Here is a 26,451-nt window from a genome sequence, read left to right as displayed (position 1 = left end):
TATGGCTGATTATCAGGGTAAAAAAGTAGTCATTATCGGGCTGGGGCTAACCGGCCTTTCCTGCGTTGATTTCTTTATGGCGCGCGGGGTTACGCCGCGTGTGATGGATACCCGTATTAATCCGCCAGGCCTGGATAAATTGCCTGAAAGCGTTGAGCGCCATGTCGGTGACCTTCATCAGCAGTGGTTATTAGATGCAGATTTGATTGTGGCCAGCCCAGGTATTGCGCTGGCACATCCTGCCTTGAGTGATGCCGCTGAGGCGGGGGTCGAGATTGTCGGCGATATCGAGCTGTTCTGTCGTGAGAATCAGGCGCCTGTAGTTGCGATTACTGGCTCTAACGGTAAAAGTACCGTGACCACGCTGGTGGGCGAGATGGCTAAAGCGGCGGGCTGGCAGGTTGGCGTCGGTGGCAATATCGGTGTTCCGGCTCTTGCGCTATTGAAACAAGAAAACCAGTTGGTGGTATTAGAGCTGTCGAGCTTCCAGTTGGAAACTACCTCAAGCTTGCATGCCAGTGCGGCCACCATCTTGAACGTAACAGAAGATCATACCGACCGTTATCCGTTCGGTTTGCAGCAATATCGCGCAGCTAAACTGCGAGTCTATGAAAACGCTAAAGTTTGTGTGGTGAATGCCGATGACGCGCTTACCATGCCGGTGCGTGGCGCTGATAGCCGCTGTATTAGCTTTGGTGTGGATGTGGGTGACTACCATCTGAATAAGCAGCAGGGAGAAATCTGGCTGCGGGTTCGGGGTGAAAAAGTCTTGAATACCCGCGAAATGAAATTGACCGGTCGCCATAACTATACCAATGCGTTGGCAGCACTGGCGCTGGCTGATGCTGTGGGGATTCCCCGCTCGTCAAGTTTGAAAGCATTGACCACCTTTACCGGTTTATCACACCGCTTCCAACTGGTGTTTGAGCACAATGGCGTGCGTTGGATTAATGACTCTAAAGCCACCAATGTTGGCAGTACGGAAGCAGCGTTGGATGGCTTGCAGGTTGACGGTACCTTGCATTTATTGTTGGGCGGCGACGGTAAATCCGCTGATTTCTCTGGGTTGACGCGTTTTCTACAAGGCGACCATATCAAAATTTACTGCTTTGGCCGTGATGGTGAGCAACTGGCTGAACTGCGCCCTGAGGTCTCTCAGCTTACCGAGACGATGGAACAGGCCATGGTACTGCTGGCGCAGAGACTGGCTCCGGGGGATATGGTGTTGCTGTCTCCTGCTTGCGCCAGTTTGGACCAATTCCGCAGTTTTGAACAACGTGGTGATGAGTTTGCTCGCCTGGCAGAGGAGTTGGGCTGATGCGCATGCCGGGGCTGGGGCTGTTTAATACCGTAAAACATTTTGTGATGGGATCGCGCGAAAGCGACACCACCAGCATGGTGCTTTACGACAGAACCTTGCTGTGGCTGACATTCGGTTTGGCGATTATCGGTTTTGTGATGGTGACATCGGCATCAATGCCGATTGGTCAGCGTCTGGCTAGTGATCCCTTCTTATTTGCCAAACGTGATGCTCTCTATCTGGCACTGGCATTGGGTTTGTCGCTAGTGACATTACGTATCCCGATGGAGGTTTGGCAGCGCTATAGCAATATTATGTTGCTGATTTCGATAGTAATGTTGCTGGTAGTGTTGGTGGTGGGTAGCTCGGTAAACGGGGCATCACGCTGGATTTCATTGGGGCCGCTGCGTATTCAGCCAGCGGAATTATCCAAGCTGTCACTGTTTTGTTATCTGGCCAGCTATCTGGTGCGTAAGGTTGAAGAGGTTCGCAGTAATTTCTGGGGCTTCTGTAAACCGATGGGGGTCATGGTTATTCTGGCGGTGTTACTGCTGGCACAGCCTGATCTAGGCACGGTGGTGGTGCTGTTTATTACCACGCTGGCGATGCTGTTTCTGGCTGGCGCGAAAATGTGGCAGTTTTTGGCGATTATCGGCTCTGGTGTGTTTGCGGTTTGTCTGCTGATTGTTGCTGAACCCTACCGTATGCGCCGTGTGACATCCTTCTGGAATCCATGGGCGGATCCGTTCGGTAGTGGTTATCAGTTAACCCAGTCGCTGATGGCTTTTGGCCGTGGTGAATTCTGGGGGCAAGGCTTAGGTAACTCAGTGCAGAAACTGGAGTATTTACCGGAAGCGCATACCGACTTTATTTTCTCGATTTTAGGCGAGGAGCTGGGGTATTTCGGTGTGGTTCTGGCACTGTTAATGGTATTCTTCGTCGCTTTTCGTGCTATGTCCATCGGCCGTCGCGCGTTGGAGATAGATCAGCGATTTTCTGGCTTTTTGGCTTGCTCAATCGGCGTCTGGTTCAGTTTTCAGGCTCTGGTTAACGTTGGGGCTGCTGCCGGAATGTTGCCGACTAAAGGGTTGACCTTACCACTGATCAGTTACGGTGGTTCGAGCTTGATTATTATGTCAACGGCAATTGTGCTGTTGCTACGCATTGATTTTGAAACACGCCTGGCAAAAGCCCAGGCGTTTGTAAGGAGTGCCCGATGAGTGGCAAGACCAAGCGTTTAATGGTGATGGCTGGTGGCACCGGGGGGCATGTCTTCCCCGGATTGGCCGTGGCACATCATCTGATGGCGCAAGGCTGGCAGGTGCGTTGGCTCGGCACCGCAGACCGAATGGAAGCGTCATTGGTACCCCAAAATGGCATTGAGATTGATTTCATCCAGATTTCTGGTCTACGCGGCAAGGGGCTAATGGCGCAACTGATGGCACCAGTGCGGATTTATCGTGCGGTGCGTCAGGCCAAGAAAATCATGCGTGACTACCAGCCGGACGTGGTGCTAGGCATGGGCGGTTATGTTTCCGGTCCCGGTGGTTTGGCGGCATGGCTGTGCGGTATTCCAGTGGTGTTGCATGAGCAAAATGGCATTGCCGGTTTGACTAATCGCTGGCTAGCCAGAATTGCCAAAAAGGTGTTACAGGCCTTCCCCGGCGCATTCCCAAATGCTGATGTGGTGGGTAATCCGGTTCGTACCGATGTTCTTGCGCTGCCATTGCCGGCGCAACGTTTGGTCGGCCGTGAAGGCCCGGTTCGTGTGTTGGTTATCGGTGGTAGCCAAGGCGCGCGGGTGCTAAATCAGACAATGCCGCAGGTTGCCGCACAGTTGGGTGAGAAAGTCACGCTGTGGCATCAGGTAGGTAAAGGCGCATTGCCAGAGGTATTACAGGCATACCAGCAAGTCGGGCAGGGCGATGATAAGCATAAAATTACTGAGTTTATCGACGATATGGCAGCCGCTTATAGTTGGGCCGATGTGGTGGTGTGCCGTTCAGGTGCGCTGACGGTCAGTGAAATTGCCGCCGCAGGTTTACCGGCGATTTTTGTGCCGTTTCAGCATAAAGACCGGCAGCAATATTGGAATGCACTGCCGCTGGAAAAGGCCGGTGCGGCCAAGATTATCGAGCAGCCGCAATTTAGCGCCGAGGCGGTCAGCAGCTTATTGGAACAGTGGGATCGAGCAACCTTACTGACTATGGCTGAACAGGCAAGGTCCGTGGCTATCCCGGACGCTACTGAGCGCGTAGCTGCTGAAGTGGTCGCGGCCAGTAAGTAATAGTAAAAATAGATAATGAACAGCAGGTAGTTAGGTTAATGCGGGCTGTGAATATGCAACAGACAAAAAAGTGAAGAGAAACGTGAATACACAACAACTGGCGAAACTACGAACTATCGTGCCCGAGATGCGTCGCGTCCGGCACATTCACTTTGTTGGCATCGGTGGTGCCGGCATGGGTGGTATCGCTGAAGTGTTGGCTAACGAAGGTTATCAGATTAGCGGTTCAGATTTGGCACCTAACCCGGTCACTCAGCATTTGGCCTCTTTGGGCGCACAAATTTATTTCCATCACCGTCCTGAAAACGTTCTGGACGCCAGTGTGGTCGTGGTTTCAACTGCAATCTCTGCGGATAATCCAGAGATAGTTGCGGCTCGCGAGGCGCGTATTCCGGTGATCCGCCGCGCAGAAATGCTGGCAGAGTTGATGCGTTTCCGTCATGGCATTGCGGTTGCAGGCACTCACGGCAAAACCACCACCACGGCGATGGTTTCCAGTATCTATGCTGAAGCCGGTCTGGATCCAACCTTTGTTAACGGCGGGTTGGTGAAAGCGGCAGGGACCCATGCTCGTCTTGGGTCCAGCCGTTACCTGATAGCAGAAGCCGATGAAAGTGATGCGTCATTTTTGCATCTGCAACCGATGGTGGCGATTGTCACCAATATCGAAGCCGACCATATGGATACTTATCAGGGCGACTTTGAGAACTTAAAACAGACGTTTATTAACTTTTTGCATAACTTGCCATTCTATGGCCGTGCGGTGATGTGTATTGACGATCCCGTGGTGCGCGAGTTGCTACCGCGAGTAGGCCGCCACATTACCACCTACGGTTTCAGTGATGATGCCGATGTGCAGATCGCCAGCTACCGGCAGGAAGGCCCACAGGGGCACTTCACGCTCAAACGCTTGGATAAGCCATTGATGACGGTGACCTTGAATGCACCGGGTCGTCATAACGCGCTCAATGCAGCGGCGGCGGTGGCTGTGGCGACAGAAGAAGGTATTGAAGACGAAGATATTCTGCGCGCGTTGGCAGGGTTCCAGGGGACTGGTCGCCGCTTTGATTTCCTCGGCAACTTCCCGCTGGCACCGGTCAATGGCAAAGAAGGCAGTGCGATGCTGGTTGATGACTACGGCCATCATCCAACTGAAGTGGATGCCACTATTAAAGCTGCGCGCGCGGGTTGGCCGGATAAGCGCATCGTGATGGTTTTCCAGCCGCACCGTTATACCCGTACCCGTGACCTGTACGACGACTTCGCCAATGTGTTATCGCAGGTTGATGTGCTACTGATGTTGGATGTGTACGCTGCCGGTGAACCGCCGATCCCAGGGGCTGATAGCCGCTCGTTGTGCCGCACCATCCGTAATCGTGGCAAGTTAGACCCAATTTTGGTTTCAGACAGTGAAACCGTGCCTGAAATTTTGGCGCAAGTGCTGAACGGCGATGACCTGATTCTGGTTCAAGGCGCAGGTAACATTGGTAAAATTGCCCGTAAATTGGCTGAGCTTAAATTGCAGCCACAGATAAAAGATGAGGAACATCATGGCTGAGAAAGTCGCGGTACTGCTGGGTGGTACCTCCGCTGAACGTGAAGTGTCATTGCTATCAGGTCAGGCGGTATTAGCGGGCTTGAGAGAAGCAGGTATCGATGCCCATGGGATTGATACCCGAGACTTCCCAGTGACTCAGCTTAAAGAACAGGGCTTCGATAAGGTCTTTATCGCTTTACATGGCCGTGGTGGTGAAGATGGCACCTTGCAAGGGGTACTGGAATTCCTGCAACTGCCTTATACCGGCAGTGGCGTGATGGCGTCAGCCCTGACGATGGACAAATTACGCACCAAATTGGTGTGGCAGGCTTCAGGTCTGCCGATTTCGCCTTATGTCGCGTTGAATCATCAACAGTTTGAAACACTTTCGTCAGAGGAATTAGCGGCGGGTGTCGCTAAGCTTGGCCTGCCATTAATTGTTAAGCCAAGCCACGAAGGCTCCAGTGTTGGCATGAGTAAGGTTGATCACGTCGATCAATTGCAGAGTGCCTTGGTTGAAGCTTTCCGTCACGACAGTGATGTGCTGATAGAGCAATGGTTGAGTGGCCCGGAATACACCGTCGCGATCCTCGGTGATGATGTTTTACCATCAATCCGTATTCAGGCCCCCGGCGTGTTCTATGATTATGAAGCCAAGTATCTGTCTGACGAAACACAATATTTTTGCCCAAGCGGTTTGAGCAATGAGTTGGAGCAACAATTGGCGACGCTGGCATTGCAGGCTTATCAGGCGCTGGGTTGCAGCGGTTGGGGCCGGGTAGATGTCATGCAAGACAGTGACGGCAGTTTTTACCTGCTTGAAGTGAACACTTCACCGGGTATGACTAGCCACAGTTTAGTGCCGATGGCAGCCCGCCAGTCAGGGTTGAGTTTCTCCCAACTGGTCGCTCGAATTTTGATGTTGGCTGACTGATATGTCGCAAGCTGCCCTGAATGCGCGTGAACGTGCGGCTGAAAACAGCGTGGCCCGACGCAGTAACGGAGGCCAACTAGCAGGTCTGATTTTCCTGCTAATGGTTCTGGGTACCATGCTCTGGGGTGGGTGGGTCGTAGTGGGGTGGATGAAAGATGCCAGCCGACTGCCACTGTCAAAACTGGTGGTGACCGGTGAGCGCCATTACACCACCAATGATGATATTCGCCAGGCAATTCTGGCATTAGGCGCACCGGGTACCTTTATGACGCAGGATGTGAACATCATCCAGCAGCAGATTGAAAGGTTGCCTTGGATTCAGCAGGCCAGTGTGCGTAAACAGTGGCCGGATGAGCTAAAAATCCATCTGGTGGAGTATGTGCCTTTTGCTCGCTGGAATGATTTGCATATGGTTGATGAGCAAGGGCGGTCATTTAGTGTGCCGTCCGAGCGGGTCGGCACACAGAAATTGCCATTACTGTATGGTCCGGAAGGCAGTGAACAGGATGTCCTGGAAGGCTACCGGGCAATAAATAAGGTGTTAGCGGCCAATAAATATCAGCTAAAGATGGTGGCGATGAGCGCCAGGCATTCTTGGCAGTTGGCCTTAGATAATGATGTTCGGCTGGAGCTGGGACGGGATGACCGGATGGGGCGTTTGCAACGTTTCATCGAGTTATATCCGATGTTGCAACAGCAGCCAGATAAACGAGTCAGTTATGTTGATTTGCGATATGAGACAGGGGCTGCAATAGGTTGGGCTCCGGTATTTATCGGCAGTCAGGGTGGTGAGCCACCAATAAATGGCCAGCAGAACAGTAATCCGCAACAGAATCAGGCACAGGCAAAACAACAATGATCAAGTCGACGGACAGAAAACTGGTAGTAGGTCTTGAGATCGGCACGGCAAAGGTCTCCGCATTGGTAGGGGAAGTTCTGCCCGATGGCATGGTCAATATTATTGGGGTCGGCAGTTGCCCATCCCGTGGCATGGATAAGGGTGGGGTTAATGATCTTGAATCGGTAGTGAAATGCGTGCAGCGCGCTATCGATCAGGCTGAGTTAATGGCGGATTGCCAAATTTCATCTGTTTATTTGGCGTTATCGGGTAAACATATCAGTTGCCAGAATGAAATAGGGATGGTTCCTATTTCAGAAGAAGAAGTAACTCAGGAAGATGTAGAGAACGTAGTGCATACCGCGAAGTCGGTGCGTGTGCGTGATGAGCATCGTATCCTGCACGTTATTCCACAGGAATATGCCATCGATTATCAGGAAGGCATCAAAAATCCTGTTGGTCTGTCTGGCGTGCGGATGCAGGCTAAAGTGCACCTGATTACCTGCCATAACGATATGGCTAAGAATATTGTTAAAGCGGTGGAACGTTGTGGCCTGAAAGTGGACCAACTGATTTTCGCCGGTTTGGCAGCAAGTTATGCAGTATTGACTGAAGATGAGCGTGAGCTGGGGGTCTGTGTCGTTGACATCGGCGGTGGCACCATGGATATGGCGGTTTATACCGGTGGCGCTTTACGGCACACCAAAGTTATCCCTTACGCCGGGAACGTGGTCACCAGCGACATAGCTTATGCTTTTGGTACGCCGCCTACAGATGCGGAAGCGATTAAAGTTCGGCACGGCTGTGCGCTCGGGTCGATAGTCAGCAAGGACGAAAGTGTAGAAGTGCCAAGTGTTGGCGGACGCCCTCCCCGTAGTCTGCAAAGACAGACACTCGCTGAGGTTATAGAACCACGCTACACCGAGTTGCTGAATTTAGTTAATGACGAGATTTTACAATTGCAGGAGCAGTTGCGTCAGCAAGGCGTGAAGCATCATCTGGCAGCCGGTATCGTGCTGACTGGCGGTGCTGCACAAATTGATGGGCTGGCTGAATGCGCACAACGGGTGTTCCATGCCCAGGTTCGTATCGGTCAACCGCTCAATATCACCGGGCTGACGGATTATGCACAGGAACCTTATTACTCCACTGCTGTTGGGTTATTGCATTACGGTAAAGAATCTCATCTCAGTGGTGAGTCAGAAGTAGAAAAACGTGCCTCAGTGGGCAATTGGTTTAAACGTATCAATAGCTGGCTGAGAAAAGAGTTTTAATGTTTCAACAAAGAGATCATGCTGAACATATTTTTTGATCTCGAAGCGACAGGCACAAAACGGAGAGAAACTATGTTTGAACCTATGGAACTAACCAATGACGCGGTGATTAAAGTCATCGGCGTCGGTGGTGGCGGTGGTAATGCCGTCGAACACATGGTGCGCGAGCGCATCGAAGGTGTTGAATTCTTCGCCGTTAATACAGACGCTCAGGCGCTACGTAAGACGGCTGTTGGCCAAACCATCCAAATTGGTAGCGGTATTACCAAAGGGTTGGGTGCTGGCGCGAACCCAGAAGTGGGTCGTAATTCAGCCGAAGAAGACCGTGAAGCTCTGCGTGCAGCTCTTGAAGGCGCGGACATGGTCTTTATCGCCGCAGGTATGGGTGGTGGTACCGGTACTGGTGCTGCTCCTGTTGTTGCCGAAGTGGCAAAAGAACTGGGTATTCTGACAGTCGCCGTGGTTACCAAGCCTTTCAACTTCGAAGGCAAGAAACGCATGGCATTTGCTGAGCAGGGTATTGCTGAGTTGTCCAAGCATGTGGACTCACTGATCACTATCCCGAATGACAAATTATTGAAAGTTCTGGGGCGTGGCATCTCTTTACTGGATGCATTCGGTGCAGCGAACGACGTATTAAAAGGTGCTGTTCAGGGGATCGCCGAATTGATTACCCGCCCAGGCCTGATGAACGTTGACTTTGCCGACGTGCGCACAGTGATGTCCGAAATGGGTTATGCCATGATGGGCTCCGGTGTGGCTTGTGGTGAAGATCGTGCAGAAGAAGCAGCAGAAATGGCTATCTCCAGCCCGTTGTTGGAAGATATCGACCTGTCTGGTGCTCGTGGTGTGTTGGTTAACATCACTGCTGGTTTCGATTTACGTTTGGATGAGTTCGAAACTGTGGGTAATACTATCCGTGCATTCGCGTCCGACAATGCCACCGTTGTTATCGGTACATCGTTAGACCCGGAAATGAACGACGAACTGCGCGTAACTGTTGTTGCGACCGGTATCGGCATGGATAAACGCCCAGAAATTACGCTGGTTACCAACAAGCAGACTCAGCCTGTGATGGACCATCGTTACCAGCAGCATGGCATGTCACCTTTACCTCAGGAAGTTAAACCTGCGGCTAAAGTGGTCAATGACCCGACTGCTCAAACCAATAAAGAGCCCGATTATTTGGATATCCCGGCATTTTTGCGTAAGCAAGCCGATTAATTTTCGAATATTTGGAATCTCCGCTCTTTGTGCTAAACTGTCCCACCGATCTTGTTATAAGCTTGGTCGGTAGGATGGATAACATTGCGAGATAAAACGATGATCAAACAAAGGACTTTAAAACGTATTGTTCAGGCGACTGGCGTCGGTTTGCACACCGGTAAGAAAGTCACGCTGACAATGCGACCCGCGCCGGCTAATACCGGGGTCATCTATCGTCGCACTGACTTGAATCCACCGGTTGATTTTCCGGCAGATGCAAAATCCGTGCGTGATACCATGCTCTGTACTTGCCTGGTCAATGAGCATGACGTGCGTATTTCTACTGTTGAGCATCTCAACGCTGCTTTGGCAGGGTTAGGGATTGATAACATTATTATTGAAGTTAACGCTCCCGAAGTGCCGATTATGGACGGTAGTGCCAGTCCATTCGTGTACTTGCTGCTGGATGCCGGTATCGAAGAGTTAAACTCTGCGAAGAAATTCCTGCGTCTGAAAGAGACTGTGCGGGTTGAAGACGGTGATAAATGGGCTGAATTGTCTCCATTCAATGGATTCCGTTTAGATTTTACCATTGATTTTAATCACCCGGCGATTGACTCAAGTACTCAGCGTTACCGTCTGGATTTCTCGGCCGATTCATTCGTCCGTCAAATCAGTCGTGCGCGTACTTTTGGTTTCATGCGTGATATCGAATATTTACAGTCCCGTGGTTTGTGCCTGGGCGGTAGTTTCGATTGTGCCATTGTGGTAGATGATTACCGCGTGCTTAATGAAGATGGCTTACGCTTTGAAGATGAGTTTGTTCGTCACAAAATGCTGGACGCGATTGGCGACCTGTTTATGTGTGGCCACAATATTATTGGCGCATTTACTGCGTTCAAATCGGGTCACGCCTTAAATAACAAGTTGTTGCAGGCTGTTTTAGCGAAGCAAGAAGCTTGGGAATTTGTGACGTTCCAAGACGAAGCCGAAATGCCACTGGCATTTAAAGCTCCGTCTACAGTATTAGCTTACTAAGTACTTTTGTACCCAAACTCATTGGCATTACAGCCAGCTAACATCGCTGTAAGTTCAAGTGTGAAGGGAAAAGCTACTTATCACTTTTGGTTGCGTTGGCACTCTCTCCGGCCAACGCAGCCAATCGTTCCAATATTATCCTAAGTTTTTCAGGGCTACGGCTCGCTAATCCTCTTAATTCCTTAGCACTTTCCAGACTTAAATGACGTAATGGCGGCGATTTTTCAGGATCTTGCGCCGATTTTGCCACATCTTGCGTAATGTTATGGCCCTTGGCCATTAACGACGGATTAATCCTGATGTCGATTGAAGACAATGATGGTAGAATTTGTGCTCGTAGTGCAGAGAGCAGAGCGGGTTGTTCATAACGTAAGCGCATTAACCAGCTAGCGTTCGCAGTCTCTAGCACTAAAACACTCTGTCGATAGTTAGCGACACGGCACCACGGCTGCATTTGTGAAGGGAGCAATCCTTTTACCGCACGGTTAAGTTTTAACAGTGCAGTAGCGCGTTGTTGTACGTTATGTAGCGGTCCGTTTTCTGCTGCAATGGCATCATCGAACAGAACATCTAATAATTGTGGGCGGTTTTCACGCATTGACAAGGCTCCGGCGGATTTTAAACTTGTGATCGGTATTCTAAATCGTTGGCGACAATTTGGTAGACGTTATTTCTGGCCGCATCTCTTGTTAGGGATGGTAGCGGCGAGTCTTGGCGTGCCATCAAACCTGTCTGGCGTTCCAGATCAAACTGCAATACCGAATACATCATCAAGCCAAAGCCGTCAGAATTACGGTGTGACAAACTTTAACAGTTTGGCATTGTTGCATGATATGCATCGCCGTCCTTCATTCAGCGTAGACTACTGGCAACAGCATGCACTGCGCACGGTTATTCGTCACCTCTCATTTGCGTTGGCACCTCAGGTCGCTTATGCGCGGGTGCAAGAAGTTACAGCAGTCGAGCAAGCTCAGCCATCACAAATTCAGCAGCTTGCACTGTTGGATACCCTCAATGCGCTGTTGACACATGAGTTTAAGCCACCGGCTATCATTCGTTACACCGAGCAAGTTAAGCGGCCTGTTCTTTCGTTACACAAACCTGGACTCTGGCTTGCACAAGTGCAAGGCATCCGTGCCGGGCCTCCTATCCTATACCTTAAATAATTCGAGTTGCAGGAAGGCGGCAAGCGAGAGACAAATAGGTCCGGAACCGATTTGAACAGCATTTATGCTAGCCCGTAGGGTGAACCTCATTAATCTCGATGAGCTTACATAAGTAAGTGATTCGGGTGATTGAATGTAGCCAACGCACATGCAGCTTGAAGTATGACGGGTATAAGCTAATTATTCTCTTGGTTTACCTCAATTTTATACAACCTTTGGCCGCCGGTTTGGTGGTCTTGTAAGAGATATTAAGAATCATGCTAATCAAATTATTAACCAAAGTCTTTGGCAGCCGTAACGATCGTACTCTGCGCCGTATGCGCAAAGTGGTTGATCAAATCAGCCGTATGGAACCAGAAATTGAAAAACTGACCGATGCTGAGTTGCGTGCCAAAACAGATGAATTCCGCAAGCGTCTGGCAAAAGGCGCGGTGCTGGAAACCTTGATCCCTGAAGCTTTTGCGGTTGTTCGTGAATCAAGTAAACGCGTGTTTGGTATGCGTCACTTCGACGTGCAGTTGCTCGGCGGTATGGTATTGAATGAGCGTTGCATCGCAGAAATGCGTACCGGTGAAGGTAAAACGCTGACTGCAACGCTGCCAGCTTACCTGAATGCGTTGAGTGGCCGTGGTGTTCACGTGGTTACCGTCAATGACTATTTGGCTCAACGTGACGCCGAAAATAACCGCCCATTGTTCGAGTTCCTCGGTCTAAGCGTCGGTATCAACTTGCCGAATATGACAGCACCAGCCAAGCGTGCCGCTTATGCTGCTGACATCACTTATGGTACTAACAACGAATACGGTTTTGACTATCTGCGCGATAACATGGCTTTCAGCCCGGAAGAGCGTGTGCAGCGTAAATTGCACTATGCGCTGGTGGATGAGGTTGACTCCATCTTGATCGATGAGGCCCGTACCCCGCTGATTATCTCTGGTCCGGCGGAAGACAGTTCCGAGATGTATATTCGGGTTAACAAACTTATTCCAAAACTGATTCGTCAGGAAAAAGAAGACTCGGACACCTTCCAGGGTGAAGGCCACTTCTCGGTCGATGAAAAATCACGTCAGGTTCACTTAACTGAACGTGGCCTGATTCTGATTGAACAAATGTTAGTGGAAGCGGGCATCATGGAAGAAGGCGAGTCGCTGTACTCTCCAACCAACATTATGCTGATGCATCACGTCACGGCCGCGCTGCGCGCCCATGTGCTGTTTGCCCGTGATGTTGACTACATTGTGAAAGATGGTGAAGTTATCATCGTCGACGAACACACTGGCCGTACTATGCAAGGGCGCCGTTGGTCAGATGGCTTGCATCAGGCTGTTGAAGCAAAAGAAGGTGTGGAAATCCAGAACGAAAACCAAACACTGGCTTCCATTACCTTCCAGAACTATTTCCGTCTTTATGAAAAACTGGCCGGGATGACCGGTACGGCGGATACCGAAGCGTTTGAATTTAGCTCAATCTACAAGCTCGATACCATTGTTGTACCCACTAACCGCCCAATGATTCGTAAGGATTTAGCTGATTTGGTCTATATGACTGAACAGGAAAAAATTGGTGCGATTATCGAAGATATCCGTGAGCGTACTGCGAACGGTCAGCCAGTATTGGTTGGTACTATCTCGATTGAGAAATCTGAAGTGGTATCTGCCGAATTGACCAAAGCGGGCATTGAGCACAAAGTTCTGAACGCTAAGTTCCATGCCATGGAAGCAGAGATAGTCTCTCAGGCGGGTCAACCAGGCGCGGTAACTATCGCTACCAACATGGCTGGTCGTGGTACCGATATCGTGTTGGGGGGGAGCTGGCAGAGTGAGATTGCTTTGCTGGAAGATCCGACCGAAGATCAAATTGCCGCCATTAAGGCCGCCTGGCAGATTCGCCATGATGCCGTGCTGGCATCTGGTGGTTTACACATTATTGGTACCGAGCGTCATGAGTCACGCCGTATTGATAACCAGTTACGTGGTCGTGCGGGCCGTCAGGGTGATGCCGGTTCTTCACGCTTCTACTTATCAATGGAAGATGCCTTGATGCGTATTTTTGCCTCTGACCGTGTGTCTGGCATGATGCGTAAATTGGGTATGAAACCGGGCGAAGCCATTGAACATCCATGGGTGACGAAGGCCATTGCTAACGCACAGCGTAAAGTTGAAAGTCGTAACTTCGATATTCGTAAGCAATTGCTTGAATATGATGATGTCGCCAGTGATCAGCGTCGTGCCATCTATAGCCAGCGTAATGAACTGCTGGACGTATCTGATGTTAGCGAAACCATTAACAGCATTCGTGAAGATGTATTCAAAACAGTTATCGACAGCTACATTCCTACCCAGTCACTGGAAGAAATGTGGGATGTTGAAGGCCTTGAACTGCGCCTGAAAAATGATTTCGACTTGGATATGCCAATTGCACAATGGTTGCAAGATGAGCCACAACTGCATGAAGAAACGTTACGTGAGCGTATTCTTCAACAAGCAATTGAGGTGTATCACCGCAAAGAAGAAGTTGTTGGCATCGATATGATGCGTAACTTCGAAAAAGGCGTGATGCTACAAACGCTCGACTCCTTGTGGAAAGAACACTTGGCTGCAATGGATTATCTGCGTCAGGGGATCCATCTACGTGGTTATGCGCAAAAAGATCCTAAACAGGAATATAAGCGTGAATCTTTCGCCATGTTCGCTGCCATGTTGGAATCACTAAAATATGAAGTGATCAGTGTGCTGAGCAAAGTACAAGTGCGGATGCCAGAAGAGGTAGAAGCGCTGGAAGTACAACGTCGTGAAGAAGCCGAGCGTTTGGCGAAACAGCAGCAACTAAGCCATCAGTCTGACAACAGTGCCTTGATGTCAAAGGATGAAGTCAATGTAGCCGCTAGCCTTGAGCGTAAAGTGGGTCGTAATGATCCGTGCCCATGTGGTTCAGGCAAAAAATACAAACAGTGTCACGGCAGCCTACAGTAATACTTAAGGCCATTGGTAATACTGAAAATGAGGGCGGCTTAAAAACCGCCCTTTATTTTGTCGTTCTTTTTAGGACAGATACCAAGAGGCCATATAACTTACTGTTTATGCTCTGATCAGGAGAAAGAGAATTGAAACATTTACAGATAGCGGTAGGGATTATCCGCAACGCCCAGCAGGAGATTTTTATTACTCAGCGCGCTGCTGATTCTCATATGGCAGGTTTTTGGGAGTTTCCCGGTGGTAAGGTTGAGCAGGGTGAAACAGCGGAACTTGCTTTAAAACGTGAGCTGTCAGAAGAAGTAGGGATCGTGGTACAAGAGGCTGTGTTACTCAACGTCTTGGAGCATACTTTTACCGACCGTATCGTGACATTAAGTTTCTATATGGTTGAAGCGTGGGATGGTGAGCCCTTTGGCCGCGAAGGGCAACCCATTCGCTGGGTAAGGCAATCCGAATTGGTTGCCGAGGAGTTTCCGCCAGCGAATGCCGCAATCATTGCATTACTCACCCGATAACTCCGTGTTGCGCTTAATAAAATTGTAATTAATATAATGGGAAGGGAGCAAAATAGGATTGCTCCCCAATGATATGCGCATCAATGCGTTGGGGGTTCTTCCTCACTCCATTCATCACTGTCAGATAACTCGCCATGGCTTGAAATACGCTTTTCTTCGTCAGCCCATTCGCCTAGGTCGATCAGTTGACAGCGTTTGCAGCAGAAAGGGCGATATGGGCTTTGCTCTCCCCAGATAACGATTTTCCCACAGGTAGGGCAGTTAACTTCGATTTCTTCTAAGTCCATATTCTCTCCTTAAAAACCAACTGATTGATTGCCACATCAGCAGCAGGCTAATTCAAACGATAAACGGGCCGGAACGGTACCATTTTCACTGTCGAGCGGTAAAAAGCGAATAGCATACCGTGTTTTATGACCAGAAATTTGTGGGTATAGTTGTGGGTCTAATGGCAAGCGCAGCCGGAGTAGGTCAGCACCTTCGGCATTATCTTGAAAGAATCCATTCAAGCTGATTTGTGCCCGTAACGGACCCGACTGGCGAATTAAATCTAAAATGATGGTCAGAGACTGATTGAGTGGCGCTAAGCTTACCAGCAATTTATCAATATGTTGGTCACGCTGCTCCTGTGGTTGATGTAGCCAGGTATGTAACGTGGGTAAATCAAAGCTACAGTAGCCACCGGGAATACTAAGACGTTGGCGAACGACAGCGATTAAGCGGTCTTCTTTTAATGATTGCCCGATACGTGGCGCGGACATTAATACTGTGGCATGGCTTTTTAGTTTACTGCGCAAGGAGTCCACTCGCGACATATCCACACCGGGTATATCGGCCCATTGCTGTAACTTCTGTTGTTGGCGCTCAAGCTCTTTGAGCAAATCAGTGCGGACTTCGCCGCGATCCAAAACTTCAATCAAATCGCATGCGGCGCGAAAAAACGTTAATGCAGTGGCAATATTATCTAACGAACGTTGGCTTTCTAATTGTTGTAATAAAAATTCTATTCTCAGCCAGGTACGCATTTTTTCATTCAGCGGATGTTCAAAAAGTATTGTTGAGGTGAGGTCACTCATTGGTGTAGATCCTGTTGGGCCGCGGCTGCCAATATTAAATACTGTTGGTGTAATGAAGCAACTTGCGAGGCGATAATGGATGGATCGCCGCTATTGTCAATAATATCATCGGCACAGGCTAGCCGTTGTTGCCGCGAAACCTGTGACGCTAAAATATGTTCTGCCTGTTGGCGGGTAATACCATCTCTTGCCATCGTGCGCGTGAGTTGTATTTCAGGTGCTACATCTACCACTAACACACGATTAGCACGGTGCTGTAAACCATTTTCAAGCAACAAAGGAACAATCCAAAGTGCATATGGTTTATCAATATTCGCTAATTGGTGCTCAGTTTCTTGCTGAATAAGTGGATGCAACAGTGAATTTAACCATGCTTTTTCCTGCGGCTCACTGAAAATTTTTGCGCGTAATGCACTTCGGTTTAATGAACCATCTGCTTGCAAAATAGTTTCGCCATAGCGGGATGCGATAGCTGCCAATGCTGGCATACCCAGTTCAACAACCTGGCGAGCGATAATGTCAGCATCAACAAGGGGCACCCCAAAATCGGCGAATGCATCTGCTACGGTACTTTTGCCGCTGCCAATCCCGCCGGTGAGAGCCACAATATAGGTCATTGCCTAGCCTTGTATACTGTCAGTGAGTGGTCGAATTGTATCTGAAAGCAGGTGGGAAGAGATAGTAAGGTATGCATTCTGTTTGAGCTACGTGGAAAAATAAGTGAAGTGAACGCGCAGATAAAAGAGTAGTTGCTATTCTCCAAGTAATTTGTGGGATTATAGCGTAAATAAAGGTGGATTCGCAGTCTTGCCGTAGAATTATTCATGCGTATGATAGCTTCACTGGGATGGCGTGATTTACGCCCGATCACTTTTTGCGATCTATCGCCACTAACCAGGAAATAATAAGCCATGCGTATTGAAGAAGGTTTGAAATTAGGTTTTAAAGATGTGTTAATCCGCCCTAAACGTTCCACACTGAAAAGCCGCTCTGAAGTAGAGCTCGAGCGCCAGTTTACCTTCAAACATTCAGGTTGGAATTGGTCTGGTGTACCTATCATCGCTGCTAATATGGATACTGTTGGCACCTTCCGCATGGCTGAAGTTTTGGCATCATTTGATGTGCTTACCGCAGTTCATAAGCACTACACGGTTGAACAATGGGCTGAATTTGTAAAACGGGTTCCTGAATCTGTATTGCGTCATGTCATGGTGTCGACAGGGACTTCCTCTGCCGATTTCGACAAAATGAAGCAAATTCTGGCATTATCACCGGCACTGAAATTCATCTGTATCGATGTAGCTAATGGCTACTCTGAGCATTTTGTTTCCTTCCTGCAAAAAGCTCGCGAAGCCTGCCCGGACAAAGTGATTTGTGCTGGCAATGTGGTGACTGGTGAGATGGTAGAAGAGCTTATCCTTTCTGGTGCAGATATTGTTAAAGTGGGTATTGGTCCAGGTTCTGTTTGTACCACGCGAGTTAAGACCGGTGTTGGTTATCCACAGCTATCTGCTGTGATCGAGTGTGCCGATGCTGCCCACGGTTTGGGTGGACAGATTGTCAGTGATGGCGGCTGCTCTGCACCGGGCGATGTGGCTAAAGCTTTCGGTGGTGGTGCTGATTTCGTGATGCTGGGTGGCATGCTAGCAGGGCACGATGAGTGTGAAGGCCGCGTGGTGGAAGAAAATGGCGAGAAATTCATGCTGTTCTACGGTATGAGTTCAGAGTCTGCTATGAAACGCCACGTAGGCGGAGTCGCTGAATATCGCGCCGCAGAAGGTAAAACAGTTAAACTGCCATTACGCGGTTCCGTTGATAACACGGTGCGCGACATTATGGGTGGCTTGCGTTCTGCTTGTACCTACGTGGGTGCTTCGCATTTAAAAGAACTGACCAAGCGCACCACCTTTATCCGAGTTGCAGAGCAAGAAAACCGCGTTTTTGGCAGTAACTGATTACGGATGGAAACAGGGCGTTATTTAACGCCCTGTTTCGACCTCCCTTTCCCCACGATACTTCGCCCTTAATACCCGTATTACCCAATAACATCCCCTAGTTGAAATATCGGTAAATACATTGCGATCACTAGAACCCCGACGATGCTGCCAATAATCAACATCAACAGTGGTTCCAACATTTGTGTGAGATTATCGGCTAAATCCTGTGTTTTTTGCCGATGCCAACCTGCTAGTTTTTCTAATAACACATCCAACGCGCCAGATTCTTCACCCACCCGAACCATTTGTTGGCATAGCGGCGGGAATAGATGATGTTGTGCAAGAGCGATATGCAGAGGCTCACCTTGGCTGATCTGTTGTTGAATATGTTTTAATGCTTGCTGATAGGTACAGTTATTGATGGAAAGGAGTGCGGCATCCAATCCGGCAGTTAGCGGTAATCCGGCATGTTGAGTGATAGCTAATGTTTGAAAAATTTGGCTAAGGCAACTTCCTCGGATTAATGTGGAGATGAGTGGGAGACGTAATAACAGTGTTTGCTCCCATTGTTGCACGTGCGCCTGACGCCGCCGCGCATAAAGGTATCCTATACATATTGATGTTAATAACACCGCAATATATGGCCCGTAAGTAGTAAGAAATACTGACATCAGCAGCAGCGTGGCAGTCAGTGTGGGTAATGGTGTATCAAATGATTGATAGATTTGTGCAAATTCAGGCAGCACCATGACCAGCATAACGAGGCTAACAACCATCGCGATAACGCAGACAAATATTGGATATTTGAGTGCCTTAATCACTTTCTTTTGTAATTTTTGTTGCCGTTCTTGGTGCTGTACCAACTGAATACAGCACTGTTCAAGGTTACCTGTCAGCTCCCCCATTGCAATCACTGGGGGGTATAATCGGGGGAATGTGTGTGGGTAACTCGCCATCGCTTCAGATAGTGATTGGCCCTGTGAAACCAGTTGGCTTATGTCCTGCAATAAGCAGCGCCACGGTAATGCATCTATCTCTTTCGCTAGCAGTTGCAGGCTATTAACCAAAGGCAGTCCGGCTTGCAGTAGTGTCGCCAATTGGCGAGTAACAGCCACCAGGTGCTCACCTTGCCAATAACTCATTGATAATCGCTTACCACCCTTAACGTTTAATGGTTGTAACCCTTGGCGGAACATTTGTTCATAAACAATATTTCGCTCTGTTGCCAATTGTGCTCCAGTCTGTAACTGTCCTGTAGTATCAATGGCTTTCCAGTAAAATAAACGTTGATGACTCACAGGATTGCCTCGAATTCTTTCAGAGTTCCCACAACACGATTAATTTCACTAAGCGTAGTAACACCGCTTTCAACTAATGCCAAACCAGCAGAAAGTAATGTTACTTGTTCTTGCTCTTGTGCAATCTGAGTGAGCTTTGCCGGGCTGACATTGTTGAGCAAAGCTTGCTGGATTGGCGGGGTGACACTTAACATTTCGTAAATACCTGTGCGACCATAGTAACCTGCGCAACAGTGTTCACAGCCCACTGCGAGATAATGTTGCAATGGACTCGCCCAAACACCTGCCGGAACCTGAAAAAGAGTGGGAGATGCCTGGCGACAGTGCAGGCAGAGCCTGCGAACCAGTCGTTGGGCGATAACTAACGTCAGGCTCGATGCAATTAAGTGACGTTCTATTCCCATTTGTGTCAGGCGTATTAGGGTTTCAGATGTTGAGTTGGTATGCAGTGTTGAAAGTACCAGATGCCCCGTTAATGCGGCCTTAACCGCTATCTCGGCAGTTTCATTATCGCGAATCTCGCCGAGCATAATCACATCAGGATCCTGGCGTAGCATCGCGCGTAATACGCAAGAGAAATCCAATCCAATTCTATTGTTAGTCTGAGTCTGATTTATGCCATCAACCTGGATCTCTATAGGATCTTCAACACTACAGATGTTTCTTTGCGGTTGATTGAGTTGGTCTAAACTGCAATAGAGCGTCACAGTTTTTCCACTTCCGGTAGGCCCAGTCACCAGAACTAAACCTTGCGGAGCAGATAATGCGCGCGTGAGTTGTTGGTGGGCCATGGTTGTCAGACCCAGACTGGCCAGCGTTGGTTGTTGATGAATATTCAGTATACGCAGCACCACTTTTTCACCGAACTGTACGGGGAGGGTGGCTATTCTTATGGAGTAGCGGGTGCCATTTAACACTAAAGCTAGCTGGCCATCCTGCGGTAACCGTTTTTCCGCGATATTCAATTTAGCCATAACTTTTAGGCAACTGCTGATACGGCTGGTTAATTCAGTTGTTGGAGGTGGGGATTCGTGTAAAACACCATCAATTCTTAAACGAATACGATAATGATGCTGATAAGGTTCAAAATGGATATCTGAGGAACGTTTCTGAATCGCCAATCTGAGTGTTTGCGTTATAAATTGAATAACGGGAATATCACTTTCATTATCCAGCAACGTCTCATCTAAATCCTGTTGTGGCAGAGAAGCTGAGCCTCCTCCTTGTCGTTTCCTCTCTTGTCGCGATACGCCTTGGCTATTTTCGGTAGATTCTACTTCTAGGTTTAGGTGCTCTTTTGCTGATGGCTCAAGGTTTAATAACTGTTCAATCTTAGCCTCAGGCCAGTATTCTACGGTAATTTTACGACCACAGGTAAAACGCAGAGCAGTTAATAATTCGTCATTCACTGGTTTGGATGACGCTATAGCGAGGTTTTTGCCATCGAGTTTTAAGGCTATTGCCCTATAACGACGACAGAGTTTGTGTAATTCAGCGCTGATTCGCTCGGGTTGGTGTGCCATGAATTCAGTCATTGGATTAGGCCTTATCATTGAAACGGAACACGGTCTTACAGCTATCAGCAAGGTTGTTATCTACGGTGGTACATGTTCTGGTCCAGACAATATTTCCACTACTACTAAGTGTGGGGGTCATCGAGAGAGTCAGGTCAGCAAGGGTATGTTGACCCGTAAGTGTAATCACACCTTGATCAATGGTTGTTGCACTGACATAACGCGATGGTTGCCCAGCCGGTACGCCGTTATTGCCCGCATTACAGCTATCGAACTTGGCATGCTCCAGAGCACAAAGTTCTACCGCCATTTTGTAGGGCACGATGGCTTGTAACATATCGGTGAGGGCTGCTTTTTGGATATAGCGCTGATAGGAAGGAATACCAATACCGCTAAGTACAGCAATGATGGCGATGGCAACCATTAATTCAATTAAGGTAAAACCCTGTTGCTTATTCATTTGTCACTCTCCTTGTGTGTGAGAAAACAAGGGAAGGGTGCAACTTTTTAATTGATGGCAACAGGGGCATTACATTGATTTGCGAAGCAGGCTGTCGAATATTTAGGTTGTTACAGTGAAGTCACAGATAACTTCGGCGATGCTCGCAAAAACAGAATTAGAGTCTGCTAATGGCTATCATCGGCCGAAGATAATTTGGTAGGCTTATTTAAATCGCATGGACAGGTCTAAAGCTGTCACGTGTTTTGTTAGTGCACCGACTGAGATGAAATCAATACCGGTTTCGGCATAGCTTCGCAGTGTTTCTAGCGTAACGTTGCCAGAAACTTCCAGTTGAGCACTCTCTTGGGTCTTGGCCAACTCATTACGCATGTGCACAGCATCACGCATCATTGGAATGGTAAAATTATCCAACATAATGATATCGGCACCAGCGGTTAATGCTTGTTGCAATTCATCAAGGGATTCAACTTCAACTTCGACGGGAACATCGGAATGAATCCAAAATGCTTTAGCAACCGCTTCTTTGATAGAGCCAGCAGCAATAATGTGATTTTCCTTGATAAGGAAAGCATCAGATAAGCCGAGTCGATGATTATTACCGCCACCGCAGAGGACGGCATATTTTAAGGCGGTACGCAGCCCTGGCAAGGTTTTCCTGGTATCGAGTAATTGTGTATGCAACCCAGAGAGCTCCGCCACATAACGGCTGACCTCGGTAGCGACACCGGATAAGGTTTGCAAGAAATTAAGTGCGGTGCGTTCACCGGTAAGTAGGATACGGGCAGGGCCAGTCAGATGGCAAAGTGTCTGATTAGCTATCAACTTGTCTCCATCGTTGACTAACCATTCAACTGTCACTTGGGCGCCAAGTTGAATAAACACTTCATTTAGCCAGCGCTGACCACAAAAGATACCAGCTTCGCGCGTAATAATCGTGGCATTAGCCTGTTTATCTGCTGGGAGTAATTGTGCGGTGAGGTCGCGATCTGCATTAACCTCACCACCCAGGTCTTCGCTCAAAGCTTGGGCAACAGTGAAAGGGATATCACATTGAATTCGTTCCAATAGCTCGGCACGGCGGCTGTCGGCATTATAGCTGCGGGTCGGCATATAAAACTCCGAAATGGCGGATAGATAATAGTTCAAACATGCTACTCTGTTGCTGGCTGAAGTGCCATAAAAGAGCCAGTTGAAGTGTACTATTAGGGGGCTTAGATAAACAATGCAGTTAGAAAATGGCTGGATTTTAGGGGTTAAACGGGTCGTTTCTCCCCATTTTGATCAACGGCCAGAATGCGAGGTACCTTCGCTGCTGGTAATTCATAATATCAGTTTGCCCCCTGGTGAATTTGGTGGCCCATATATCGATCAGCTTTTCACTGGCACACTAAATGCCGATGAACATCCTTATTTTGCTGATATTGTTCACTTGCGAGTTTCAGCCCACTGTCTGATTCGTCGTGATGGTGAAGTTATTCAATATGTTCCGTTTGATCAACGCGCTTGGCATGCTGGAGTCTCAAGCTTTGGCGGGCGTGAGCGGTGTAACGATTTTTCTATTGGGATCGAGCTGGAAGGAACGGATGTGTTACCGTTTACGCCCGCACAATATCGGAGTTTGAATGAGATAAGTGTGCTGTTATTTGCTCATTATCCGATAACTGTTGATCGGGTGACGGGCCATAGTGACATTGCGCCACAACGTAAAACCGACCCTGGCCCCGCTTTTGATTGGGCTTTGTATCAGCAGAGTTTAGTGAAGTTAACATCGCCATCGTGATGCTGGTGATTCAGTCTTCACCGCAGGTTTGTTGTCGAGCAGCTCAGCTGCTTGTTGCCTGGTTTTATAGTGTGGTTTATACATGCCGGGAGGCATATGCCCTGTTTCCAGGGCTGGTTAAGTGCAAAGGGAGAATAAGAGCTAATGACACTGTTTACGCTGTTGCTGGTGCTAGCATGGGAGCGCTTGTTTAAACTCGGCGAACATTGGCAGTTAGACCACCGCCTTGAAGTCGTATTCACGCGTTTACACCGTTTTTCGTTGGCACAAACTATTTTGCTGACTGCCGTGTGGATGGCCTTGGTATGGCTGATTTTGCAGTTAGTGCAGAATATCTTGTTTGGTTTCCCCCTGTTGTTGATTTGGATTCTGATTTGCCTGCTATGCATTGGTGCCGGGGGGATTCGTAAACACTATCGAGCCTACCTTAAAGCTGCCCGCCAAAATGATGCCCATGCCACCGATAAAATGGCAGAAGAGTTAGCATTAATCCATGGTTTACCCATGGATAGCGGAGAGAAAGCTCGCTTACAATCCCTACAAAATGCCTTGTTGTGGATAAACTTCCGTTACTATTTAGCGCCTATCTTCTGGTTTGTTGTATGTGTTAACTATGGCCCCGTAGCGCTAGCAGGCTATGCGATGTTACGCGGATATCAAACCTGGTTAGCCCGACACCATACACCTTTACAGCGTTCTCAATCTGGTATTGATCGTCTGTTACATTGGCTGGACTGGATACCTGTGCGGTTGGTGGGTGTGGCATATGCCTTGTTGGGGCACGGCGAAAGAGCATTACCAGCTTGGTTTGCCTCATTAGGCGATTTCAGAACTCAGCAGTATCAGGTTCTGACCCAATTAGCGCAGTACTCTTTGGCTCGTGAGCCTCATTTAGACCCAGTACAGACGCCAAGGTCTGCGGTCTCGTTAGCACGAAAAGTGACACTAACGGTGATTGTAGTCGTGGCTTTACTGACCATTTATGGTGCACTAGTTTAGTTTTCTGATTTATGGCACTGGCCGGAGAGTTTGTGCTCGGCCAGTGCGGTCTTAACGAAATATGATTAATTAGCCCGCATACCTCATCCCCATCTCATATCTGATCTTTTCCTTCACTATTAGTTCTGTATTCATGGATATTCTCTCCGTTTTGGATCAAAAACAGTCATTGAAGATGGATAATTGCTGTTCAATCGGGGAGATATCAGAAGTTAATGGTTATAGAGATGCACAAATGTACCATCGCCATCAAAGTCTGAACCAGACGGCAAAAAAGGAAACGTGATAAATTCAATACATAAGTAATATCAAACTGTTCATTATCTGGTTTGTACTGTTGGGGCGCACAGCACTATAGGATCAATGGGTTATGGAAGATGGCGAGTCAGTCGAACACGGTTTTGTTAAACAATAAAATAAACGGGTCAGCGCTGTGGCTGACCCATTAGCTATGATGTCGTCAGATTCCCGAGAGAAATCTGCTATCAGGATTTGGCGCGTTGGTTACGATTTTTCAGGATGTAGCCAATAGCCAGTAGCAATACCCAAGCTGGAATCAATAGCACAGAAATCTGGATACCCGGTGTCAGATACATAATGACCAAAATGCCGGTGAGGAACAGCAAGCACAGGTAGTTGCTGAACGGATACCAGAAGGCTTTGAACTGTGGGATCACACCTTGGCGGTTTTTAGCGGCACGGAATTTAAGGTGCGCAAGGCTAATCATCGCCCAGTTGATCACCAGCGCCGATACTACCAGTGCCATCAGTAATTCGAAGGCTCGGCCTGGGATCAGATAGTTAATCAGTACGCAGAAAGCGGTGGCAAATGCAGAGACGGCGATAGCAATAACAGGTACCCCGCGACCATCGACTTTTAGCAGCATTTTCGGGCCGTTGCCTTGTTTGGCTAAACCAAACAACATGCGGCTGTTACAGTAAACACAACTGTTATAGACCGACAATGCTGCTGTCAGTACCACGATATTCAATACAGTTGCGACCACATTGCTGTTCAGTGCATGGAAGATCAGTACAAATGGACTACCGCCTTCGACCACTTTTCCCCACGGGTAGAGTGATAATAAGATTGCCAGAGAACCAATATAGAACAGCAAGATACGGTAGATAACCTGATTGGTTGCTTTGGGGATGCTTTGGGCTGGGTTTTCGGCTTCTGCGGCGGTAATCCCGACTAACTCAAGGCCACCGAAGGAGAACATGATCACCGCCATTGCCATAACCAAGCCCATGACACCGTTAGGGAAGAAGCCGCCTTGTGCCCACAAGTTAGTCACAGTGGCTTCCGGGCCGCCTTGCCCGCTAAGTAGTAACCATCCACCGAACAGAATCATTGCAATGATAGCGACCACTTTAATGATGGCGAACCAAAACTCCATTTCACCATACACTTTGACATTTGCCAGGTTGATGGCATTGATAGCTAAGAAGAATACTGCCGCTGACACCCATGTTGGGATCTCCGGCCACCAATATTGTACATAGATACCTACGGCGGTCAGTTCGGCCATCGCCACTAACACATATAGTACCCAGTAGTTCCAACCAGAAGCGAAACCGGCAAAGTTCCCCCAATATTTGTAAGCAAAGTGGCTAAAAGAACCCGCGACTGGTTCTTCGACTACCATTTCTCCTAACTGGCGCATAATCAGAAACGCGATAAAGCCGCCGATTGCATACCCCAGTAGCACTGAAGGCCCCGCCATTTGAATGGTTTGCGCGATACCAAGGAATAATCCGGTACCAATTGCGCCACCTAAGGCAATAAGCTGTATGTGGCGGTTTTTAAGCCCCCGCTTTAGCTCTGCACCTTCCTGTTGAACACTCATTGTTGCATCCTCTGTCGTTGTCACTTTTAGCGGGCAAACCCGTCATCTTTCAAACTGCAAATATATTGGCTGTACTCATTACTCAGCCCATCCTTGGAATAATCTCTTACCGCCTTCCCGCAACTTGAAATCTATTGGGTATAAATAGGTGCCGCTTGCTATGCGTAAGGTTTTGATTACATTATTTGTATTATTTTGTTTACGGTGGCTTTTCTGGGAATTTTCTCTTTAGGCTACCGTTTAAAAGAGAATAGTGGTAGGCGAGAATTATTGCATCTGCTTTTTATTTTAATCGGTGAAGTTTTAGCCAAAACAGCAAGAAAAATGTTGATGCGTGATCAAGCTGTTGTTTTGAGGAAAAGCAGGAATGTGCTTTTTTGGGTTGAAAAGCCACCAGTAAGCCATTTTTATAATGGTCATACCAGTTTTAAGGCGAGAGACCGAGGGATACAGACTTTTCTTGT

At 48.4% G+C, this 26,451-nt stretch carries 24 protein-coding genes; 15 read left to right on the top strand and 9 right to left on the bottom strand.

All coding sequences use genetic code 11. From position 1 onward, the window contains the following. Position 1: 1 nt before the first annotated feature. The 9 genes from murD (at position 2) to lpxC (ending at position 10,414) form a co-directional block, all read left to right on the top strand. Positions 2-1,318, top strand: coding sequence for a UDP-N-acetylmuramoyl-L-alanine--D-glutamate ligase (gene murD / locus V1953_RS17630; protein ID WP_442851165.1), 1,317 nt, complete (start codon positions 2-4; stop codon positions 1,316-1,318). Continuing rightward, a complete protein-coding gene (gene ftsW / locus V1953_RS17625) occupies positions 1,318-2,520 on the top strand; it encodes a cell division protein FtsW (RefSeq protein WP_083160525.1) in 1,203 nt (400 codons plus the stop codon). Before murD ends, ftsW begins: the two co-directional genes overlap by 1 nt. Beyond that, positions 2,517-3,587 (top strand): undecaprenyldiphospho-muramoylpentapeptide beta-N-acetylglucosaminyltransferase, encoded by a 1,071-nt coding sequence (gene murG, locus V1953_RS17620; RefSeq protein WP_083160523.1) that lies wholly within the window; start codon positions 2,517-2,519, stop codon positions 3,585-3,587. The genes ftsW and murG overlap by 4 nt, the downstream gene beginning before the upstream one ends. Before the next feature lie 82 nt (positions 3,588-3,669). Continuing rightward, entirely contained in the window at positions 3,670-5,145 is a 1,476-nt protein-coding gene (gene murC, locus V1953_RS17615) for a UDP-N-acetylmuramate--L-alanine ligase (protein WP_442851164.1), read from the top strand. Beyond that, entirely contained in the window at positions 5,138-6,058 is a 921-nt protein-coding gene (locus tag V1953_RS17610; RefSeq protein ID WP_083160519.1) for a D-alanine--D-alanine ligase, read from the top strand. Before murC ends, V1953_RS17610 begins: the two co-directional genes overlap by 8 nt. A 1-nt stretch (position 6,059) precedes the next feature. Beyond that, entirely contained in the window at positions 6,060-6,917 is an 858-nt protein-coding gene (gene ftsQ, locus V1953_RS17605) for a cell division protein FtsQ (protein ID WP_083160517.1), read from the top strand. Then, positions 6,914-8,170, top strand: a complete 1,257-nt coding sequence (gene ftsA / locus V1953_RS17600) for a cell division protein FtsA (protein WP_002210431.1) — start codon at positions 6,914-6,916, stop codon at positions 8,168-8,170. The genes ftsQ and ftsA overlap by 4 nt, the downstream gene beginning before the upstream one ends. A gap of 72 nt (positions 8,171-8,242) precedes the next feature. Then, positions 8,243-9,394, top strand: a complete 1,152-nt coding sequence (ftsZ, locus tag V1953_RS17595; protein WP_004389003.1) for a cell division protein FtsZ — start codon at positions 8,243-8,245, stop codon at positions 9,392-9,394. 99 nt (positions 9,395-9,493) lie between these two features. Beyond that, a complete protein-coding gene (gene lpxC, locus V1953_RS17590; RefSeq protein WP_005181431.1) occupies positions 9,494-10,414 on the top strand; it encodes a UDP-3-O-acyl-N-acetylglucosamine deacetylase in 921 nt (306 codons plus the stop codon). A gap of 73 nt (positions 10,415-10,487) precedes the next feature. Here the strand turns inward: lpxC and V1953_RS17585 are convergent, their stop codons facing one another. Beyond that, positions 10,488-11,012: a DUF721 domain-containing protein gene (locus V1953_RS17585; protein WP_193784725.1), complete on the bottom strand. Its 525-nt coding sequence runs from the start codon at positions 11,010-11,012 to the stop codon at positions 10,488-10,490. 28 nt (positions 11,013-11,040) lie between these two features. On the opposite strand from V1953_RS17585, the gene secM reads away from it, so the two are divergent. The 3 genes from secM to mutT all read left to right on the top strand — a co-directional run bounded on the left by secM (position 11,041) and on the right by mutT (position 15,070). Further along, positions 11,041-11,580 (top strand): secA translation cis-regulator SecM, encoded by a 540-nt coding sequence (gene secM / locus V1953_RS17580; protein WP_083160513.1) that lies wholly within the window; start codon positions 11,041-11,043, stop codon positions 11,578-11,580. 257 nt (positions 11,581-11,837) lie between these two features. After that, complete coding sequence (gene secA / locus V1953_RS17575) at positions 11,838-14,552, top strand: preprotein translocase subunit SecA (RefSeq protein WP_442851163.1); 2,715 nt, start codon at positions 11,838-11,840, stop codon at positions 14,550-14,552. Positions 14,553-14,683: 131 nt separating this feature from the next. Then, positions 14,684-15,070, top strand: a complete 387-nt coding sequence (mutT, locus tag V1953_RS17570) for an 8-oxo-dGTP diphosphatase MutT (RefSeq protein ID WP_050132916.1) — start codon at positions 14,684-14,686, stop codon at positions 15,068-15,070. An 80-nt stretch (positions 15,071-15,150) separates the two neighbouring features. Here the strand turns inward: mutT and yacG are convergent, their stop codons facing one another. From yacG to coaE, 3 genes are read right to left on the bottom strand one after another with little or no spacing between them, the layout of a single operon-like run. After that, positions 15,151-15,357 (bottom strand): DNA gyrase inhibitor YacG, encoded by a 207-nt coding sequence (gene yacG, locus V1953_RS17565; protein WP_050086102.1) that lies wholly within the window; start codon positions 15,355-15,357, stop codon positions 15,151-15,153. 36 nt (positions 15,358-15,393) lie between these two features. Then, positions 15,394-16,146, bottom strand: coding sequence for a cell division protein ZapD (gene zapD / locus V1953_RS17560; protein WP_083160506.1), 753 nt, complete (start codon positions 16,144-16,146; stop codon positions 15,394-15,396). Beyond that, a complete protein-coding gene (gene coaE, locus V1953_RS17555) occupies positions 16,143-16,763 on the bottom strand; it encodes a dephospho-CoA kinase (protein ID WP_083160504.1) in 621 nt (206 codons plus the stop codon). The genes zapD and coaE overlap by 4 nt, the downstream gene beginning before the upstream one ends. 294 nt (positions 16,764-17,057) lie before the next feature. Here coaE and V1953_RS17550 point away from each other — a divergent pair, with 294 nt between their 5' ends. Next, positions 17,058-18,101, top strand: coding sequence for a GMP reductase (locus tag V1953_RS17550; RefSeq protein ID WP_083160502.1), 1,044 nt, complete (start codon positions 17,058-17,060; stop codon positions 18,099-18,101). Between the two features lie 80 nt (positions 18,102-18,181). Here the strand turns inward: V1953_RS17550 and hofC are convergent, their stop codons facing one another. The 4 genes from hofC to nadC form a co-directional block, all read right to left on the bottom strand. Beyond that, on the bottom strand, positions 18,182-19,381 hold the full coding sequence (gene hofC, locus V1953_RS17545) for a protein transport protein HofC (RefSeq protein ID WP_083160500.1): 1,200 nt from the start codon (positions 19,379-19,381) through the stop codon (positions 18,182-18,184). Beyond that, the gene (gspE, locus tag V1953_RS17540) at positions 19,378-20,916 is read right to left on the bottom strand and encodes a type II secretion system protein GspE (RefSeq protein WP_193784724.1); all 1,539 of its coding nucleotides are present in this window, start codon (positions 20,914-20,916) and stop codon (positions 19,378-19,380) included. Before gspE ends, hofC begins: the two co-directional genes overlap by 4 nt. Before the next feature lie 4 nt (positions 20,917-20,920). Beyond that, positions 20,921-21,355, bottom strand: coding sequence for a prepilin peptidase-dependent pilin (ppdD, locus tag V1953_RS17535; protein ID WP_083160498.1), 435 nt, complete (start codon positions 21,353-21,355; stop codon positions 20,921-20,923). 204 nt (positions 21,356-21,559) lie between these two features. Then, positions 21,560-22,468, bottom strand: a complete 909-nt coding sequence (gene nadC / locus V1953_RS17530) for a carboxylating nicotinate-nucleotide diphosphorylase (protein WP_083160496.1) — start codon at positions 22,466-22,468, stop codon at positions 21,560-21,562. A 112-nt stretch (positions 22,469-22,580) separates the two neighbouring features. Between nadC and ampD the strand changes: the two genes are divergently transcribed. Beyond that, on the top strand, positions 22,581-23,138 hold the full coding sequence (ampD, locus tag V1953_RS17525) for a 1,6-anhydro-N-acetylmuramyl-L-alanine amidase AmpD (RefSeq protein ID WP_372568679.1): 558 nt from the start codon (positions 22,581-22,583) through the stop codon (positions 23,136-23,138). Between the two features lie 144 nt (positions 23,139-23,282). Continuing rightward, a complete protein-coding gene (gene ampE, locus V1953_RS17520) occupies positions 23,283-24,137 on the top strand; it encodes a beta-lactamase regulator AmpE (protein WP_083160492.1) in 855 nt (284 codons plus the stop codon). A gap of 485 nt (positions 24,138-24,622) precedes the next feature. Here the strand turns inward: ampE and V1953_RS17515 are convergent, their stop codons facing one another. Next, positions 24,623-25,987 carry an amino acid permease gene (locus V1953_RS17515; protein ID WP_083160490.1) on the bottom strand — a complete coding sequence of 455 codons (1,365 nt, stop codon included), beginning with the start codon at positions 25,985-25,987 and terminating at the stop codon, positions 24,623-24,625. Positions 25,988-26,451 lie beyond the last annotated feature (464 nt).

The sequence above is a fragment of the Yersinia sp. 2541 StPb PI genome (assembly GCF_052217145.1).
In the GTDB taxonomy this organism is placed as follows: domain Bacteria; phylum Pseudomonadota; class Gammaproteobacteria; order Enterobacterales; family Enterobacteriaceae; genus Yersinia; species Yersinia enterocolitica_E.
This window is presented reverse-complemented; position numbering and strand designations above follow the sequence as displayed.